This is a genomic window from Paenibacillus pabuli (genome assembly GCF_039831995.1).
GTDB classification, from domain to species: Bacteria; Bacillota; Bacilli; order Paenibacillales; family Paenibacillaceae; genus Paenibacillus; species Paenibacillus pabuli_C.
The window spans coordinates 3,342,920-3,360,868 of record NZ_JBDOIO010000003.1; the positions used below are offsets into that span (position 1 = coordinate 3,342,920).

15 protein-coding genes and 1 riboswitch are annotated in these 17,949 nt (G+C 49.9%); of the genes, 6 read left to right on the forward strand and 9 right to left on the reverse strand.

Annotated elements, in window-relative coordinates; all coding sequences use genetic code 11:
* Positions 1-20 precede the first annotated feature (20 nt).
* From ABGV42_RS17040 to ABGV42_RS17080, 9 genes are all read right to left on the reverse strand, one after another.
* Entirely contained in the window at positions 21-689 is a 669-nt protein-coding gene (locus ABGV42_RS17040) for a methionine ABC transporter permease (protein ID WP_347382700.1), read from the reverse strand.
* A complete protein-coding gene (locus ABGV42_RS17045) occupies positions 689-1,474 on the reverse strand; it encodes a methionine ABC transporter ATP-binding protein (protein ID WP_347382701.1) in 786 nt (261 codons plus the stop codon). Before ABGV42_RS17045 ends, ABGV42_RS17040 begins: the two co-directional genes overlap by 1 nt.
* 130 nt (positions 1,475-1,604) lie before the next feature.
* Positions 1,605-3,890 (reverse strand): PQQ-binding-like beta-propeller repeat protein, encoded by a 2,286-nt coding sequence (locus ABGV42_RS17050; RefSeq protein WP_347382702.1) that lies wholly within the window; start codon positions 3,888-3,890, stop codon positions 1,605-1,607.
* Positions 3,891-3,988: 98 nt separating this feature from the next.
* A complete protein-coding gene (locus ABGV42_RS17055; RefSeq protein WP_347382703.1) occupies positions 3,989-4,783 on the reverse strand; it encodes an energy-coupling factor transporter transmembrane component T family protein in 795 nt (264 codons plus the stop codon).
* Positions 4,758-6,281 (reverse strand): ABC transporter ATP-binding protein, encoded by a 1,524-nt coding sequence (locus ABGV42_RS17060; protein WP_347382704.1) that lies wholly within the window; start codon positions 6,279-6,281, stop codon positions 4,758-4,760. Before ABGV42_RS17060 ends, ABGV42_RS17055 begins: the two co-directional genes overlap by 26 nt.
* Positions 6,282-6,875: an ECF transporter S component gene (locus ABGV42_RS17065; RefSeq protein ID WP_347382705.1), complete on the reverse strand. Its 594-nt coding sequence runs from the start codon at positions 6,873-6,875 to the stop codon at positions 6,282-6,284. It abuts the gene before it with no gap.
* Between the two features lie 455 nt (positions 6,876-7,330).
* Positions 7,331-7,999 carry a pectate lyase gene (locus ABGV42_RS17070; protein ID WP_347382706.1) on the reverse strand — a complete coding sequence of 223 codons (669 nt, stop codon included), beginning with the start codon at positions 7,997-7,999 and terminating at the stop codon, positions 7,331-7,333.
* Positions 8,000-8,333: 334 nt separating this feature from the next.
* Positions 8,334-11,159, reverse strand: a complete 2,826-nt coding sequence (locus ABGV42_RS17075; protein ID WP_347382707.1) for an S-layer homology domain-containing protein — start codon at positions 11,157-11,159, stop codon at positions 8,334-8,336.
* Positions 11,160-11,427: 268 nt separating this feature from the next.
* Positions 11,428-12,303, reverse strand: a complete 876-nt coding sequence (locus ABGV42_RS17080; RefSeq protein WP_347383277.1) for a radical SAM/SPASM domain-containing protein — start codon at positions 12,301-12,303, stop codon at positions 11,428-11,430.
* Between the two features lie 202 nt (positions 12,304-12,505).
* Positions 12,506-12,608, forward strand: a riboswitch (TPP riboswitch).
* Positions 12,609-12,773: 165 nt separating this feature from the next.
* On the opposite strand from ABGV42_RS17080, the gene ABGV42_RS17085 reads away from it, so the two are divergent.
* The 6 genes from ABGV42_RS17085 to thiE all read left to right on the forward strand — a co-directional run bounded on the left by ABGV42_RS17085 (position 12,774) and on the right by thiE (position 17,836).
* The gene (locus ABGV42_RS17085) at positions 12,774-13,535 is read left to right on the forward strand and encodes an ABC transporter ATP-binding protein (RefSeq protein ID WP_347382708.1); all 762 of its coding nucleotides are present in this window, start codon (positions 12,774-12,776) and stop codon (positions 13,533-13,535) included.
* Positions 13,522-14,334 (forward strand): ABC transporter permease, encoded by an 813-nt coding sequence (locus tag ABGV42_RS17090; protein WP_347382709.1) that lies wholly within the window; start codon positions 13,522-13,524, stop codon positions 14,332-14,334. Before ABGV42_RS17085 ends, ABGV42_RS17090 begins: the two co-directional genes overlap by 14 nt.
* 92 nt (positions 14,335-14,426) lie before the next feature.
* The gene (locus ABGV42_RS17095) at positions 14,427-15,494 is read left to right on the forward strand and encodes an ABC transporter substrate-binding protein (protein WP_347382710.1); all 1,068 of its coding nucleotides are present in this window, start codon (positions 14,427-14,429) and stop codon (positions 15,492-15,494) included.
* A gap of 55 nt (positions 15,495-15,549) precedes the next feature.
* Complete coding sequence (gene thiM, locus ABGV42_RS17100) at positions 15,550-16,362, forward strand: hydroxyethylthiazole kinase (protein WP_347382711.1); 813 nt, start codon at positions 15,550-15,552, stop codon at positions 16,360-16,362.
* A complete protein-coding gene (gene thiD, locus ABGV42_RS17105) occupies positions 16,359-17,171 on the forward strand; it encodes a bifunctional hydroxymethylpyrimidine kinase/phosphomethylpyrimidine kinase (protein ID WP_347382712.1) in 813 nt (270 codons plus the stop codon). Before thiM ends, thiD begins: the two co-directional genes overlap by 4 nt.
* The gene (gene thiE / locus ABGV42_RS17110; protein WP_347382713.1) at positions 17,171-17,836 is read left to right on the forward strand and encodes a thiamine phosphate synthase; all 666 of its coding nucleotides are present in this window, start codon (positions 17,171-17,173) and stop codon (positions 17,834-17,836) included. The genes thiD and thiE overlap by 1 nt, the downstream gene beginning before the upstream one ends.
* Positions 17,837-17,949: the final 113 nt, after the last annotated feature.

A 17,949-nucleotide genomic window follows, 5' to 3' on the forward strand; every position in this document is an offset into this window, starting at 1 on the left:
CATCTGTAAACCTTTTTGCCTCATGATCTGCGATCCAGCCAGCGGGACAATCTGCTTCCGGTAAACTGGATCATCTGCACCAGAATGATCATCATGATGATCGTAAATACCATGATCTCCGTCTCGAACCGCTGATATCCGTAACGAATGGCAAAATCGCCTACGCCTCCACCACCGACAATCCCCATCACCGTGGAATAGGAGATAAAGCTGATCGTTGCCGTGGTCAGTCCAAGTACGAGACCTGAACGTGCTTCCACATACAAAAATTTCAGCACAAGCTGCATGGTTGATGCACCCATCGACGATGCAGCCTCAACCACACCTTTGGGCACATCGAGCAGTGCCTGTTCTACTAAGCGGGCATAGTAAGCAATCGCGATAACGGAAAGCGGCACGGCCGCCGCCAATGTGCCCATCGCCGTACCCACAATCATCCGCGTGAACGGAATCATGAATACAACCAGCAGCAGAAACGGGAACGAACGAATGATATTGACAAGGCTGCCCAGAATCGTGAACAGAGGCCGGTTCTCATACCGTTGTCCTCTTCTGAACAGATACAGCAGCGTACCGAGCGGAAGCCCGATCAAGACAGCTGCCCCAATCGAGATGCCAACCATGACAAAGGTCTCTCCGATCGCCTTCCATATCTCATCCTGATACTTCAATACGGATTCAGGTATCATTATTCCTTGTCCTCCATTCCCACCGTCGTTGCCTCTTCGCCTGTAAGCAGGGACGTCAGCAAATCCGGCTGCGGTGCGGGAATGCTGCGAACTTCGGCTTCCGTTAGTGTGCGGACAATACGCCCTTCCTTCATAATGGAAATCCGGTGGCAGAGTCTTCGCGCAACCTCCATCTCATGCGTAACCAGCACGATGGTCACACCCAGTGTCTCATTGACATGGCGCAGCACATCCAGAATACCATTCGTTGTCTGTGGGTCGAGCGAAGACGTCGGTTCATCACAGAGCAATACATCAGGCCGGCTCGCAAGAGCCCTCGCAATGGCCACGCGCTGCTTCTGCCCTCCGCTTAACTGAGCAGGATATTGCTTCGCCTTATCCTCAAGACCCACAAATCTCAACACCTCAAGTCCGCGTTCTTCCCGTTCTTTCCGGGAAACACCTGCCAGTTCAAGAGGCATGCATACATTGCCAATCACCGTTCGGTTGCTCAACAGATTGAAGTGCTGAAAAATCATGCCGATGGAACGACGCGCCTGACGAAGACCGCGTTCGCTCATCCGGGTCAGCTGCTGTCCGCCTACGGTTATTTCACCCGAGTCCGGCTGTTCAAGTCCGTTCAGCATGCGGAGAAGCGTCGATTTGCCTGCACCGCTGGAGCCGATGATACCGTGAATCTCCCCCTGTCCCACTTCAAGCGAGACAGAGCTTAACGCCTCGAATCCCTGATCAGCCCGGGACCCGCGTTCGTTATAACGCTTGCTTACGCCGTATAATGAAATCATGGAGATTCCTCCTGCGATTAATCATGCATGGTTCTTCGAGAACACATGAAGAAAGCCCGCACAGCCGATAACCGGAGCGCGAGCAATCCTGTTCATTTATAATAAAGCAACATTCTGTGTGAAACAAGCCTTAACGAGAGATATCTGTTATTAAATCGTTTGCAAGATACAAGCTGAATCGCCCGTTCGAGGAACCGATGTATATTTCATCCCCTACCCGATTCATTGTGCCATTCTTGGCATCCCGATCCCGGTGTTCCGGTGATCCCATGACCACGTCATACACGCGGCCAACCAGCGTACCATCCTCTTTGTTCATGACCAGAAGATCGTCACCCATGGGTAACAGGAGTTGGTCATGAATGGTCAGGTAACTCCCCTGGTTGGTAGGATATTTCAATGAAGAGATCGTATGTTGTGCGTCCCAGCGTGTTTTTCCCGTATTATAATCCAGTGCAGCCGGGTAACCGTTCTTGATCACAACGATTTGATCACCTTCCACAAGCCCTCGTTCGACCTTGTCGTTTAACGTCCATACTTTCTTATCGTTCCTGGCATCATACAGTGTCGTTGTAAAATCGAAATAATCTCCATAATGGTCACCTTGCTTATTTTCGCGGATCAACAGCATGCCATCATTCAGGACTTCGAAGCGCTGTCCGTTCCGAGCCTGAAAGTGAGCGAGTTTCTTGCCTGAATTCAGGTCAACTAACACCCACTGATCCCCAAGCAGCATCCAACGTTCAGGCTGTGCCTTCGTGAATGGATCAAGCCGGGTTATTCCGTCGAAGTACGGATCATTCTCGATATGATCCACAGTAGGCTTACCGGTTTTGATACTCCATACCGTACGACCTGATAGCGGGTCGGCTGCAATCAGTTGATTTTTCTCCCAATACATCACATGCGGGTCATCTGCCGTCTGGTTGAACAATTGGTATCCGGCACTTAGCTTCTTTGTCCAGAGGGTTTTGCCATTAGAACTGTTCAGCACGGTGATTCGTCCCTGACTGGAGCCTTCCGCAACCGGGCTATCCACCACCACAACATGTTCCGCAGCTGTAATACCACGAAGTGAAAGTTTGGAGCCGGGTTTGTACTCCCACTGCACTTTCCCATCCGATAGTTTAATGTGACGTATGCGGTCTTTGTACTCTTGATCTCCCGGAGTATAAGACGTAAAGAGCGTTACACCTTCACGCTTCGTATCCACCTGCGCTTGGAGTGCGCCGTAGCCTGCATGGATCTCCCACAAATTTTTTCCGGTATGTCGATCAAGGGCGTATACGGATTTGTCATAATGCATGCCGCTAAATCCGCCGTCGTCTCCTTTCATCAGAAGCACATCCTCTGTTGCTGCCTGCAAAAAGGGATAATTCAGCTTTCCCTGATTGGTCCATGTTGATTTCCACGGTAACGTTGAAGGCAGTGTTTTGCCAACAATTTTGGTTGTGAACTGATCGTCGTCCGAACGACTGAAATTCCAATCCGATGGGACCACATTATTACGATCATCCACCGGGATGTTCCAGCGTGTTTGCAGGAGCCTTCCCGTCTTGCTGAACGTTACCAGAAACTGTGCATCTTCCCGCTCATACCGCCAGGTCTGTCCAATGCTCATGGTAACATTGGTTTCATTCAGATTCTGGGAATGCTCTTTCCAATCCGGCTCGCCAAGCCACTGGGCAGCTTGTTTCGAAGTAGTGCTTTTATTTAATAAGATATCCGTCAGATGACGCACATCTGTTGTAGACATGGAAGCCTGATTCCCGAACCAGCCGTCCGCTACGTTCACGTGCTGCTGCACGTCCTTCGCCCTAACCCAGATGATCGCTGGACGGTATACGTTCGACTCTTTGTTCCAGGTCCGAGGGGCAACGGAGACGCCATACCAATCCTTCGTCGCTGCCACGATTAGTGCATGATCCGTTAGAGAAGCCCCAGAAGGCCAGCTTGTCTGGCTTCCAGGATACAGATACAGCTTACTGCCCGTCCGGAGTGTAAAGTTCTGCGGAACCAACCTTTTCAGCGTTTGGCTTTCCTTGGATACGTACCATCCGGGTACCCAGAAATTCCCGAACTCGTCATGATTCAATTTGATCCATTCTCCGCGAACAGTCTGTACTTTCATCTTTTCCCCGCCGGAGGTATGCGTGGATATTCTCATCAGATCAACGGGAACCTTGTGATCAACCGTTTGGGCATACACAGGCAGTCCTTTTCCCAAAGTAACGGTTTCTCCGGCTTTATAGGTTATTGATGTCGATAGGGCTTGTGTAACTGGTTCCGGCACTTGGCCTTCACGGGCAGCCACATTCAGATCCAGCAGCATGTATCCTGTAACCATCACAGCAGCTACTCCCGTAATGGTGATCCATCTGTAACCCCTTTTGCGCCAGTTCCCGCCTGTCTTCACATCTGTTCACTCCATCCATTTGAAGTTATTTCCATTAAAGACGTTTTGAACAAGGAAAAGTTACGATCCCATCAAAATAAAAAGTTCTGTCCTGTCCTTCATCTGACATCCAGCATTGCCGAGTAATAAGGGAATTCACAGCCTAGCGTGTAAGCCGTAGTAAGGGATGCGATAAAATAAATTACAAAACACAGATCTGCCCTGGAATACCCGATCTGGATGTAATATGTCCGGCTTGCGCCATCTGCGAATCCTTTTGCTTCCATGGCGATGGCCATGCGCTCTGCACGCCGGATGCTCTGCGCGAGCAGGGGAATGGCATATCGCTTCAATGTCGCGTATACATTCCAGTGCGAGACACGCTGCTGCGTGCCGCGAATGCGGATTGCATAACGCAGTGTCTGGAATTCGTCCAGCAGAATGGGAATCATGCGCATGGCGGCCAAAAAGCTATAGGCATACTTGGGCGGCAGACGCCATTGCTGCATGAGTGAATAGAATAGACGAACCGGGCGGGTGGTCAGCCCAAACAATAATCCCGCAGCCGCCATGCTCAGGGAACGGAACCCCAGGTGCAGCCCGCGATAGAAGCTCTCTTCCGTGATATGTATCAGTCCATATCTGAACCACGTCGTCTCGCCTTTGCCAAACATCATCATGCCTGTCGAAGTGGAGATAAATATCAATAGAAAAGGCGACGCATAGAGCAGCAACCGATGCCACGGGTGACCCGTCCAGCATAGTAACAGAAGCATTACAGCAGCTACATTGATCATAATGTTCAGATTGTGAATAAGAATAACGAAGACAAACATCAGGGTCAGAAAAATAACTTTAAGGCCCGGATTCACGGCGTGCAGCCAGGTTTCACGATGAGGAAACGAAAGCTGCATGCGTGACCCTCCCCTCTACTACGGTCCACACTTTAGTACAATATCTGTTCACGATTTCCTGATCATGTGTGACCATGACAATGGCCGTTCCCTCACGACGCAGGCGCTCCAGTTGTCCCAGCATGGCAAACGTATTGCGTGCGTCCTGCCCGAATGTGGGCTCATCCAGCAGCAATATCCGCTGTCTGCGAACCAGAGCGGAAGCTACGCTCAGACGGCGTTTCTGTCCCATCGACAATTGATACGGATGTCGCTCCGACAGCTCCCTAAGTCCAAACTGCTCCAGCATATCGATGGTCCTGGACCTACGTTCTTCCGCAGTAAGCTCTCCGCCGAGCAAGGAAAATTCCACCTCATCCAAAACCGAATTCGTAACAAATTGAAACTCCGGATTCTGAAACACGAATGCAATGCGGTCAGCCAGCTCTCTGGTCTTACCGGGCTGTTGTCCTTCAACACGATAATGACCCGTCGTTTTCAGGATATTCATCAAGGAAAGCAATAATGAACTTTTTCCAGCACCATTAGCTCCAACGATTCCTACCCAATCCCCGTGAAATACCTCAGCTTGATCAATCTGTACAACCGGCGTCTTCCCTCGCGATCCTGCGAATTGCCTCAATTCGAGTGCTGGATGGGCTAAACCTGATTCTCTGGAATCATCCTCTTCGACTTCTGCGCGATTGCCGGATCCGAAGGTCACATGCTTAAAGACATCTTGAGAAAATTGCTGCTTCGCTTCCATCTTCCCGGCTCCAACTTCTTCCCATACTCCCGGATACCAGATGCCATACTCTCTGAGCATATTCCGCTCATTCGCAAACACCTGATCCGCCTGTCCGTCCGCCACAATCTTCCCTTCGGGCGACAGCACGATAATTCGGTCAACCACGTCCACAACTTCATTAATTTTGTGTTCCACGATAATGAGCGTCCTGTCTTGTGCAACCTGCTTCACCGTATCCCACACCTGTGTGGTTCCCACATCATCGAGCAGTGCAGTTGGTTCATCCAGAAACAGGACATCCGGCTCCATGGCAAGGACGGAGGCAATTGCAAGGCGCTGCTTCATCCCCTGGGACATCGATTGAATCAATGCACGATTATGTTCAAAAGAAAGCCCAACCAATTCTAAATAATGTTGAATCAGCACAGGCATCCGATCTCGGGGGATATTCCGATTTTCAAGTACAAAAGCAATCTCTTCATCCGTATAGGACATGCAGAATTGGGTATCCGGGTCCTGAAACACAATGCCCGGCTGGATCGGCACCTGGATCTCATCGCATTTCATCGGAATTTCCACGGACCGCGGAATCAGGCCGCTCAAAATTTGCAGCAGCGTGGACTTGCCTGAACCACTTGGACCAAGCAGCAGCACTTTTTCCCCTTTACGCACGGAGAGAGACAAGCCCTGGAATACCAGGTCCTGCTCTCCCGGGAACTTGCATCTTAGATTGGTAACGCCTACCGCCTGCGAACTCCCTTCTCCGTTCATCTAGTCCAGTGCCTCATAATCCTGCTTGGAGACAGGTCTCAAGGACCGGGTCACACCTGTCAGTTCAAGTGCTTTCGCAAGATAATACGCAAATACACCTGCAATCAGAATACTCCCAATGAAGCGGAAGCCGATAAACAATGTATAGTTCCACGCTGACAGCGAGTCAATGTAACCATACTGGTAATCGAGCAAAAGCGAGGCTGCTGCTGCACCGATGGCTGCCAGACAGGTGACGAACAGATTCGTTTTGCGGTACAGAAATGCTGCGAAGAAGATCTCAGCGCCCAGCCCCTGCAACAGACCGTATACCAAGGTGGACATTCCCCATTCACTTCCGAGAAAAGCACTTACCGTTGAGGCTGCAACTTCAGCCAGGATGGCCACCCCCGGCTTGCGAATGATGACATAGGCGAACGTGCCCGCCATAAACCACATGCCATAGATCATCTGTTCCGCATGCACGCCGAAAGGCTTCATCAGATCATACGTCGGTCCCCATATTTTGTAGATGACCCCGAATACGACCGCAATCACGATCGTCACCAAAATATCGGTTAACTTCAATTTGTTGCTGCGCACTGTTGTTAACATGTTCTCTACTTCCTTTCTCTGTTCCCCTTGAGGTTATGGAATGAAAATAAAAAAAGCCTCCCCGGTTCCGGGAAAGCTTCACGCACAGTGTCAAATATCATGATATGAAGTAGCACAGAATAAAATGGACTCCGGTTCAATTCACGAGGCAAGCCTGCTTCCACTCGCATTCCGAGATCAACCGTTCCAGTTTTCATCCACCTAGTTACTTATCATGAATTCATGTTCTCTACGCTGGCATTACCCAGATCAGATATACGGTCAGCGGCATAAGGCCCCAATCTCAGCCCAACTTCATTGAGCTCCCGGTTCACTTTATTTCATTGCTACTAATGTACACCACTTGGGTATTTGTGGCAATCCCTGGCAAGCAGTCACTTTTATCATCAAAAACAACAGATGAACATTCAAATGGAAAAAAAGGCATCCTCGTGGATGCCTTTATTTCATGGTTTTTAATATTGCGTATTCCCCGATTGACTTGTTTTACCTGACGCGAATCCTTTGAACAATGTAGGCACTTTGGAATAGCGGGTATTCGTTATTTTGCCCACCGTAGAGCTGCTGTCTGTGCGCAGAATGGAATCCTTCACATTGGAAATGTTGGAGCTGTCCACGTTCATGGTGACCGCGTAAGAAGTCCCCCCATTTTGGCGTACCAGCTTGCCGATATCATCGGCTCTGAAGTTTTTAATGTTGATCGTCCCCGATGCATTCATCTGGAACACCTTGTCGTAGGCTTTGTATGCTGCACCGCCAGTAATGTTAACCGTACCCGCGGATTTAAGCGTAAGCGCATCTTCTCCGACATCATTCCAGGTGACATTCTGAATATTGCAGTTGCCATAACAATGTACGCCATCGGCTGCCGGTGCCTCGATCACTACATTTTTCAAGGTAGCTCCTGCCTCGAGACGAAAAATAGGCTTTTGATTCTCGGCCTGACTGCCATCACCCAATGTGTTGGGATCTGCGGCTACACTCTTTCCTTTGCCGTCATAAGTCTCACCTTTTTTGACAATAATCGTCGTCTTCACAATTTCGGGAGCAGCAGACACGGGTAATGCACCAAAAACGGAAGCGACCAGACCTGCGGAGAGCAGCAACGATAACATTTTTTTCATGCGTAAATCCTCCCTTGTTCTGATGAATTAGTGTTTAAGCCAGCTTGTCTTCCCGGATCCTGGAGAGGTGCACCTCTGTCCTGGAACCTACCCTGATCCTACCAAATCAGGAGTGTAATGATAATAATCATTAGATTAGGTATACAAATGTCGGCATGATATCTGCGTTCCCAGCATTGTTTGTCGATCCATTCCGCATGGAATGTGCTGATCTCAACTTCCGGTATGCTTCATTTACAGCCTGTAAAGATACAAAAAAAGAAACCCTTGGTCTATGAAAGACAGGGTTTCTAAAGGTACTATGATGACGTTAACCTCTAAGTATCAGTTATTTCTACAACTCTTCTTCGTTATCTTCAATAGTTGATTGAAGGGAATTGAGAGGGTTGATATCCGTAAATGTATTCACAGATTCAAATGTTACTGAACCGTTATCCGATACAATCATTTTGAAAACGACCCAGTATCTCTCGTTGCCGCTTCCTTCCTCTACCGTAAACGAGGCACTTGGTGCAGCTACAGCTCCGTGGAACACTTCAATTTTGGCTCCGGAACTCTTGATAGTACTCGCTCCTGAAAAATGATGCACATAAAACGTATATGTTCCAGGAAGCAGGTGACGTATTGTAGTCGTTTCAGGTCCATAGGACGTGACATCATCCAAGTCCAGATCTACCATAAGTTCGTCATTATTATAGTATTGCTTATCCGCGAAGAACGTATGGAACACGCCGTTGTCACCTGCAGGACCTACAAGGTGTGAGTCCAAATCAGCTGGGTCTTTTCCCCATGTCAGAACTATGCGTGTTTCATCTTGCGAAGGTATTTCAATAGCTGTTTGATTTTCATTTCTATTTTCCACATTTACTGCAGAGACACCGATGAGATACGTTCTAATATATTTCGTATCTCCTCCTCCGAGTTCACCTGTATAGATGCCTGGTGGAAGATAAATTTGATAGTTGCCATACGTATCCGTTGTTACCGTTCCAACAACGTCCCCGGTTTTGTTGTCCAGTCCTTTTCTGAAGGAAATCAGTAGATCGGCTACCGGCTTTCCAGCAACATCCTTGATATGACCACCGAACCCTGTCAGCTTGATCGCACCACTTTGGCTTCCTGCAAAATGTGTTTTATCCACATCAGACTCTACAGTGATGTATAATGTGGACCCGTAACTGTTAACAGCGTCAAAAGTAAACTCGCCATTATCGTACTGCAGATTGTTCAATTGCCGCTCTGCCCCATTCAAATAGGCATGAACTACAAAATCATCTGCTGTTAGTTCAGAGATATCAAACCCTTCAGTAAACACCAATTTTGCACTTCCATTGGTAACTTGGATCCCTGTGAGGGTTGGATAGGCTGTTCCTTCGTTATACACTGCAACGGTTACTGGAACATTGATCTCAAAATTTCCATATTTGGCTTGTACAACTGTTGTACCGTTACCTTTGGCCTGAATCTTGCCTGAGTTAACGACGGCGATGGAGCTATCTTCGACATCCCATGTTGCAAACGAAGTAAGATCCTTAGACGACGCTGATCCAGTAACCCCCGTTAATACGATCTGACGGGTTGAATCAATTGCTGAAAACTCCGCTGCTTCCGGTGAATAAACGACACTCGTCACCGTAGGATCTGCTTCAATGGTTGGGGACTGATTCAGTTGACTGAAATCAATGCCTTCTACATTAACCAGAGCCGAAGTTAATGCTCCCCCACCAGAAAATTGTACAACTGCATTCAATATCGCCCGATTCACTACAGCACCATGGTTAATTTTAAACACAGTGTTCAATGCTTGTTCGAATACTTCGAGATTGCCAATGGTGGAGTCATCTCCAAATTCCACTGAAACTTGCTCCGCATGAACCATTACGGAGTCGAAACTTCCGCTTAGAGCTACCGAAGCATTATGCGGAACGGACTCTGCAATATCGATTGGTCCGACCTGACCCGTGGAAACATTCTGTACGATCGCACCAGATCTAATTTCAATCTGCTGAACATCACTTCCACCTTCAAGGACCAGACGGATACTGCCATCTCCTTTGTCAACGATCACTGTTGCTAGAACGGAGTTCACCGCATGAATACTGTTAGGTCCTCCGCCATAAATCTCAGTGGTTCCCGTAACATTAACATTATCAAGAGTCACGTCACCGTTTTCTACGGACTCAAGTATTTTCAAATCACCATTTATTTTAGTGTTTTTTAGAGTGACACCTTGAGAACTAATAGTTACATTTCCAGTTACATCCCCAAGCGTATATTCACCTGGAGCGGTAAGATTTTTACTAGGAGCTTGTTCCCCGCCTCCATTATTTCCACCATTGTTACTACCGTTCCCTTTATCTCCGGAACTGCTACCACTGCTTCCTTTACTACTACCTTCAGAAGGTTTTGTCGTTTCCGGTTTTGCTTCGTTAGATTCTTCAGTTCCGTCCTCTGTCTTGGCCGGAGTCATGTAACTATCATATGTAGACTTATTCATTACAAATTCATAGGCAAGTCTCGCTAACGCTTGGCGATCTGCTATTCCTGAAGGATTAAATTTTACTGTTCCATCTTTTTGAACTAATCCTTTGATGAAGCCCGATTGGTAGGCCAATGCTACAGAATCTTTTGCCCAGTTCGATACTTGATCCAAATCAAAAAGTTGAGGTTTGGATGTTTGGCTCGTTACGTCTTGTTGGTTCCAACCAAAAGCTCTAACGAAAAATACAGCTAATTCTTCTCTTGTCACGTTCTTATTAGGTGAAAAGCTATCTTTGGAAGTGCCTTGAGCAATCCCGGATTTGACCAGTGCACCTACATAGCCGGCATACCATTGATCTTCCTTTACATCCTTGAATTGGCTTGCTTCAGATGTATCAGGCTGTAACTTAAGTGCACCGACCATAATTTTTGCCAATTGAGCTCGTGTTACGGAATCAGAAGGCTTAAATGTCCCATCCGAAAAACCTGTCAGAATTCCTTGTTCCACTAGTTTGGTTATTTCCGTTTTGGCATACGAATGATCAATATCAGTAAAAGAAGTTTTAGATGTAGCCACTTCTGCCGATACAGATAAATTAAGAGCTAACATGGAGACAACAAGCGACGTAGAAAGCATCAACGATAGTTTGCGATTAAACTTTTTCCATTTTGAATTCAAAACTAAAACACACTCCTCAATAGGCTTCTAGTAGGTAAAAACAATATTATATGAATCTATGGAACTATATCACCTCCTGATCAATAGGATAATAATACCATGTAAAATCATAAAAACAAGATCATTAAACTATGATTTTACAAAAAAGTTGTTATCCTGAATTGATTTCAATTTTTATTATCAAAACTATTCTGCAATAAAAAAAGCAAAAAGCGTGCCATATCGAAATAAAATTCGAAGGGCACGCTTTTAAATATATCTTATTTGACTAAGCTCCGAACCGCTGACGATATCCGCACTTCCGGCATAGTTCCTCCACAGCTTCCCGCTTGGAAAAACCATAAACCAGATTGTTCGCCCGCTCGCCTTCGATAATCTCCGAGAATGACTTCTCATGGACGTTACCAAGATTAATGACACCTTCGCCATCAAGGCAGCACGGAACAACCGTGCCATCCACCAGGACCGCCGCCTGATTGCGCAGCGCATGGCAGAAGCCTTTGCCATCATCCTCCGGTGCATCCAGACTTGGCCACTGGAACTCGTGGTCCTGATTGAGATAGACATTCGGCGCAATTTTGACGCCGCTGCCTGGAACCACCTTTTCCTCAATGCGGAAATCCAGGTTGAACTCGCGCTCCAGTACCTCCAGCGTCTCCCGGTTGCGATTCATCTGGGCATTCGTGAAGTTGTCCTGCGTCAGGTTCCAGAGTCGGAACGAGATGATCACATTATGTTTCACCGCTTCTCTGGCAAAAGACAAAATGTTGCTGAGGTATCCTTCACGGTCTGTCGATCCCTCATGCCCGTCGAAGCTGTGAAGGGAGAAATTCATTTGCCGCAAGGCCGGTTTGCCAAGCAGCTTATGCTGGGTCTTGGGCAGCAGCGTTCCGTTCGTTGTAATGTTAACCTTGAATCCCTTCTCATGCGCGGAATCCAGTAACAGATCAATTTTGGGATGAAGCAACGGCTCCCCTTTGACATGCAAATAAATATGTTTGGTATGTGGTTTAATTTGATCCAATATATTGTTGAAGACTTCAGGGTCAATGAATCCTTTGGCACGCTTGGTTTGTGGACAGAAGCTGCATGCCAGGTTACATATGCTTGTAATTTCAATATATACTTTCTTGAACGTTTTCAACTCGGGGTCCCCATTCTGCTTAGGAGGGAGAACAGTCCCACCCTCATTTTTAATCCGGCCCATATGCGCCATCACCATTATATCGGGTTAGGAAGCCAAGGTAAATCCGCGAATGCGTTTAACGTTTAACTTTTGCCTCTAAGCCCTCTTTACATCTCGCGGGCACGTGATATATGCTGTGTACACAACTGCATATCTTGAACGATTGCACTAGGGGAGCCTTGCGGCTGAGACGAATGAATGTATTCGGACCCTTTGAACCTGATCTGGATCATACCAGCGGAGGGAAGTGGAGCGGACTTTCAGTTAACTGATTTTTTACATATTCATATGAACATGAATGTCGGTTGAACTTAACAGGCCCACTCATTTCTCCGGAAATGGGTGGGTCTTTTCGCGTTTACATACAGATCGCAAACCAGGTGCATTTTCGTTCAGGCAGTTTTCATACCAAGGGGGCACGGAACACGATGAGCAACGATGTACGGATTCACAACATGACTTTCACTTTCCCGGATCAGAGGGATTCCCCCGTCCTCTCCAATGTGTCGATGTGTGTAAAAAAAGGAGAATTCGTCTCGCTGATCGGCTCCAGCGGGTCGGGCAAGAGCACACTCTTCAAGCTGCTGGCGGGCTTGCTTGAACCGACGGACGGCATGATCGAAATTGCGGGAGTGCCTTCCGGACAGCGACTTGGGCAGGTTGCCTACATGCCGCAGAAGGATCTGCTGTTATCCTGGCGGACCGTTATGGAGAACTGCCTGCTTCCCTCGGAGCTTGCCCCGAGGAAGCAGGACAAGGTTAAGCTGCGAGCTGACATTATGGCCGGACTCGACAGATTCGGCTTATCCGGCTATGAGCATGCCTACCCGGACGAACTGTCCGGCGGCATGAAGCAGCGGGTCGCCCTGCTGCGCACCTTGCTGACGGGAGGACAGCTGATGCTGCTGGACGAGCCCTTCGGCGCGCTCGATGCCATGACCAAGCGGGAGATGCACCGCTGGCTGCTTGAATTGTGGGAAAGCCTCGGCAAAACGGTGCTGTTCATCACGCATGATATTGAAGAAGCCCTGTTATTAAGTGACCGGATCATCCTTCTAACTCCTGGTGGTCGGCAGCTGCTGGACATGACGGTGCCTCTGCCCCGTCCGAGGCATTCGGACATGGTCTATGATCCGAATCTTATTCAGATGCGACAACGGTTGGAGGAACAATTACATGCGAAGCTTTAGCGTCACCAGATGGTTTGCCCGCTATGGCCTGTTCGCATCGCTTCTCCTCATGATGCTGGCCGGCTGGGAATGTATCGTGCGATTGGGCTGGGTCCCTTCCTTCATTATTCCTGCACCTACATCGATAGCGAGTTCTCTAGTTGAGCATCGGCATCTGCTTCTGGCCACCCATCTGCCTACCACATTGATAGAGGTTGCAGTTGGCTTCGGCTTGTCCATCGTCGCCGGAAGCGCTCTTGCAGCGGGCATGCACCTAAGCCGCGCAATTGAAAAGGCGCTGTACCCCTTCATCGTGATCAGTCAGACGATTCCACTCATCGCCCTGTCCCCCGTATTCATTCTCTGGTTTGGCTATACTCTCTGGAGCAAAGTCGCCGTGGTGTTTCTGATCGCGTTCTTCCCGATTGTGGTCAGCACCTACGATGGTCTCCGTCAAGGTGACCCGGAGCAGCGTGAACTGCTGATGACCATGGGGGCGAGCAAGTGGGATCTGTTCCGTAAACTCCAGGTGCCTCTTGCACTTCCCTCTTTCTTTTCGGGGTTGAAGATGTCGGTGGTGTACTGCGTGGTTGGTGCAACCATTGGCGAATGGCTCGGAGGCAGCAAAGGTCTTGGCTATTTCAGCCGCAGAATGTCAAGCAACATGAATACCGATGCCATGTTTGCCTCCATCCTGCTGTTATCCTTGCTGGGCATCGGTCTGTTTGTGCTTATTGCCTGGCTGGAGCGATCTCTTGGATTGAAGCGGAATGCAGACCATGAACGCAGAGGAAAGTCGATTAAAAGGCAATCGCAATGAGATAACAAGTGCTGCTCCTTCCTGTCGATCTTTTTGAAACATATCATCGATTGGAACCAAACAAAAATGAACGAAACGAGGTCCATTTATCCATGAAAAAAAAGAAAATCATTCACATCCTGCTTCCTGTCCTCATCTGTTTATTTTTGATCGTCAGCGGTTGTGGCAATAAAGGCGCGAACCCGTCATCGTCCGATTCCGATCCCCAGGTACAGGGCACAGATTCAACAACAACCGGAACGTCGTCTGGTGACCATGATTCATTGTCCATCATGCTCGACTGGTATCCGAACGCAGTCCATTCCTTTATATACGCAGCACAGGAAAAGGGATATTTCGCAGACCAAGGTCTCGATGTGGACATTCAGATGCCTGCCGATACGAATGATGCGCTCAAACTTGTAGCCGCCGGCAAAGTGGATCTGGCGCTGAGTTATCAGCCGCAAATTTTGCTAGCCCGTGGGGAAGGCATTCCCGTACGATCCATTGCCGCTGTGGTTCGGCATCCACTCGTTCATCTAATGACGGAAAAGGACGGGAACGTAAACACGCCCAAAGATCTTGAAGGACTGACCGTAGGGTATTCCTCCGTTCCCCTGTATGAAGCCATGGTACGAACGATGATCCGTCAGGATGGAGGCAATCCGGACCGCATGAATCTGGTGGATGTCGGTTTTGATCTGATCCCTTCGCTGGCCACCGGTCAGGCTGATGCGATTATGGGTGGTTTTATCAATCATGAACAGTTGATTCTCGAAAAAGAAGGTCATGCCGTCAAGTCGATTAATCCAGTCGATTACGGCGTACCAGATTATTACGAACTCGTTCTGACGGCAAGCGATGAGGGAATCGAGGCGAAGAAAGATCAGCTCACCCGCTTCGTCAAAGCGATCCAGGAAGGTCAGAACGATGTGATGGAACATCCGGAAGAAGCACTGAACATTCTGCTCGCACATGAAAATGCAACGTCTCCGCTGGATCCTGAGATTGAAGCGAAAAGTCTGGACATTCTGCTGCCACTCATGACTGAGGATGGCAAGCCGTTTGGCTGGCAGGACGCTTCCTCCTGGGAGAACGTGCGGAAGTGGCTGGTACAAAGTGAATTGATTCCGGATTCGGTTAAAGCTGACGATGTTTTTATCAACTTGCAGGATCAGTAAGGAAATGAGTTCTGCTATAAAAAAACAATAATGGCTTACTAGGAGGAATTTTCATATGTCATATCTGGCACGTGTTCGTACTCATAATCCACTTGTTCACAATATCACCAACATTGTGGTTGCTCCCTTTACGGCCAATGGCCTGCTCGCACTGGGCGCCTCTCCCTTCATGGCCTACGCCCATGAAGAGGTAGCCGATGTCGCCAAAATGTCCGGAGCGGTCGTGCTCAACATTGGCACCCTGGATGACCAGGTTGTTCAGGCCATCCGCCTCGCCGGACAATCGGCCAATGCCCATCATGTACCTGTTGTACTCGACCCGGTTGGAGCTGGCGCTACGGCCTATCGCACGGATACAGTTCAGATGCTCGTGCGTGAGCTTCGGCTTACCGTACTGCGGGGGAACGTGGCGGAAGTCGCCAATGTTATAGGCGAGAACTGGAGCATCAAGGGTGTCGACGCTGGCGAAGGGGAAGGTGACCGCACCCGGATCGCCGAGCGGGCAGCGCAAAAGCTCGGCTGCGTTGTCGTTATCACTGGACGCGAGGATGTGATTACGGATGGGCAGACCACGTTCCTGACGCAAAATGGACATGCCCTGCTCACCCAGGTCACTGGCGCAGGATGTCTGCTCAGCTCCATCATAGGTGCCTTTGCTGCGATTGCACCGTCTGGAGAAGACTTGCTCAGCAGCGTTGTTGAAGCACTTGCCTTCTATGGCGTTGCAGCCGAGATCGCGGCAGCGCGCACAGCCCATCTTGGGCCAGGCAGCTTCCAGATTGAGCTGTTAAACCAGCTTGCGCTGGTAACCCCGGACGTGCTTGCACAGCAGGCTCGGGTTCGTCAGGTTGGCGGTGAGCCTCAATGAGTATAACGCAGGCACTCACGATTGCCGGGTCGGATAATGGCGGCGGGGCCGGCATTCAGGCAGATTTGAAAACCTTTCAGGAGCTTGGCGTTTACGGCTTGTCTGTCATTACTGCGGTTACTGCACAGAATACACTAGGCGTTCAGGGAGTGTATCCGGTTCCCTTGGAAGGCATTGCCCGGCAGCTCGATTCCACGGGTGAAGATTTCAAGCCTGGGGCGGTAAAAACAGGCATGCTCTTCAATGCAGAGACCATTAGGCTGGTTTCCGAGAAATGGCGGAAATTCGGTTGGTCCAATCTGGTCATCGATCCGGTCATGGTAGCAAAGGGCGGTGCCCCATTGCTTCAGCAGGAGGCGGTACATGCCCTGATCACGGACCTGCTGCCACATGCATTAATCACAACGCCGAATATTCCGGAGGCCGAACTGATCACCGGAATGACCATTCGGAATCTGGCGGAACGTGAAGAAGCCGCCAGGCGGATCGTGCACATGGGCTCGGCGTATGCTCTGGTCAAAGGTGGTCATGCTGAGGGTAAAGGGATGATCGTGGATGTTCTCTATGACGGCACGTCCTTTCATTATCTGGAGAACGTACGCATTGTGACACGCCACACTCATGGGACCGGATGTACGTACTCTGCCGCCATCACGGCCGAACTGGCCAAGGGCTCTTCAGTCCTGGCTGCCGTAACGACCGCGCGAGCGTTCATTCAGGCAGCCATTGAGGATGAACTGGGCATTGGGGCCGGACATGGGCCAACGAATCATTTTGCGTATCAGCGCAGACAGCGGGGTGAACAGTGATGCGCAGATGGGATGCAGAGGCGGTACGCCGGGCGATGCAGGTGTACCTGGTGATGGGCAGCGTGAATACAACGCTGGACCCCGTGCATGTGCTGCGCCAAGCCATTGCTGGCGGCATCACGCTGTTCCAGTTCCGCGAGAAGGGAACTGGTGCACTTGCTGGCGAAGCCCGCATCTCGCTTGCGATGCAGCTTCGCGAGGTATGCAGCCAGCACGGGATTCCGTTCATCGTGAACGATGATGTGGAGCTGGCTGTGGCGGTGGAGGCCGACGGCATGCATGTCGGCCAGGACGATGCGGACGCGGCGCTGGTACGCGCCCGCATCGGAGCGGGGCGGATGCTTGGCGTATCCGCCCACTCCGTGTCGGAAGCCCGCCGCGCCGTGCAGGCGGGCGCCGACTATCTTGGCGTCGGGCCCATGTACCCGACGCGCTCCAAGGCGGATGCCCACGCTGTGCTGGGCCCCGCCGGGGTGGCGGAACTGCGCGCCGCAGGCATCTCAGTTCCGGTGGTGGGTATCGGCGGCATTACGCCCGATACCACGGCCGCCGTGATGGCGGCAGGAGCCGACGGCGTAGCCGTCATCTCCGCCATCGCGGGCGCGGCCGATGTGCGCGCAGCGGCTGCGCAGTTCGCTGCGGCGGTGCGCGGGATGCAGGCGTAGCCGTGCGGTCCCTGCACCGCCTCCCCCCCCCGGTCCAACACGCTGGGGCATGTTAATCATCCCAGCGTGACGGCCTCACCTTTGTTTACAAATTTACTCCGTTTTGTTCCGGA

Coding starts and splice junctions, on each gene's coding strand:
- ABGV42_RS17090 (WP_347382709.1), top strand. CDS start 13,522: ATGCGAAGCTTTAGCGTCACCAGATGGTTTGCCCGCTATGGCCTGTTC.
- ABGV42_RS17040 (WP_347382700.1), bottom strand. CDS start 689: ATGATACCTGAATCCGTATTGAAGTATCAGGATGAGATATGGAAGGCG.
- ABGV42_RS17060 (WP_347382704.1), bottom strand. CDS start 6,281: ATGAACGGAGAAGGGAGTTCGCAGGCGGTAGGCGTTACCAATCTAAGA.
- ABGV42_RS17070 (WP_347382706.1), bottom strand. CDS start 7,999: ATGAAAAAAATGTTATCGTTGCTGCTCTCCGCAGGTCTGGTCGCTTCC.
- ABGV42_RS17085 (WP_347382708.1), top strand. CDS start 12,774: ATGAGCAACGATGTACGGATTCACAACATGACTTTCACTTTCCCGGAT.
- ABGV42_RS17095 (WP_347382710.1), top strand. CDS start 14,427: ATGAAAAAAAAGAAAATCATTCACATCCTGCTTCCTGTCCTCATCTGT.
- thiM (WP_347382711.1), top strand. CDS start 15,550: ATGTCATATCTGGCACGTGTTCGTACTCATAATCCACTTGTTCACAAT.
- ABGV42_RS17045 (WP_347382701.1), bottom strand. CDS start 1,474: ATGATTTCATTATACGGCGTAAGCAAGCGTTATAACGAACGCGGGTCC.
- ABGV42_RS17055 (WP_347382703.1), bottom strand. CDS start 4,783: ATGCAGCTTTCGTTTCCTCATCGTGAAACCTGGCTGCACGCCGTGAAT.
- thiD (WP_347382712.1), top strand. CDS start 16,359: ATGAGTATAACGCAGGCACTCACGATTGCCGGGTCGGATAATGGCGGC.
- thiE (WP_347382713.1), top strand. CDS start 17,171: ATGCGCAGATGGGATGCAGAGGCGGTACGCCGGGCGATGCAGGTGTAC.
- ABGV42_RS17065 (WP_347382705.1), bottom strand. CDS start 6,875: ATGTTAACAACAGTGCGCAGCAACAAATTGAAGTTAACCGATATTTTG.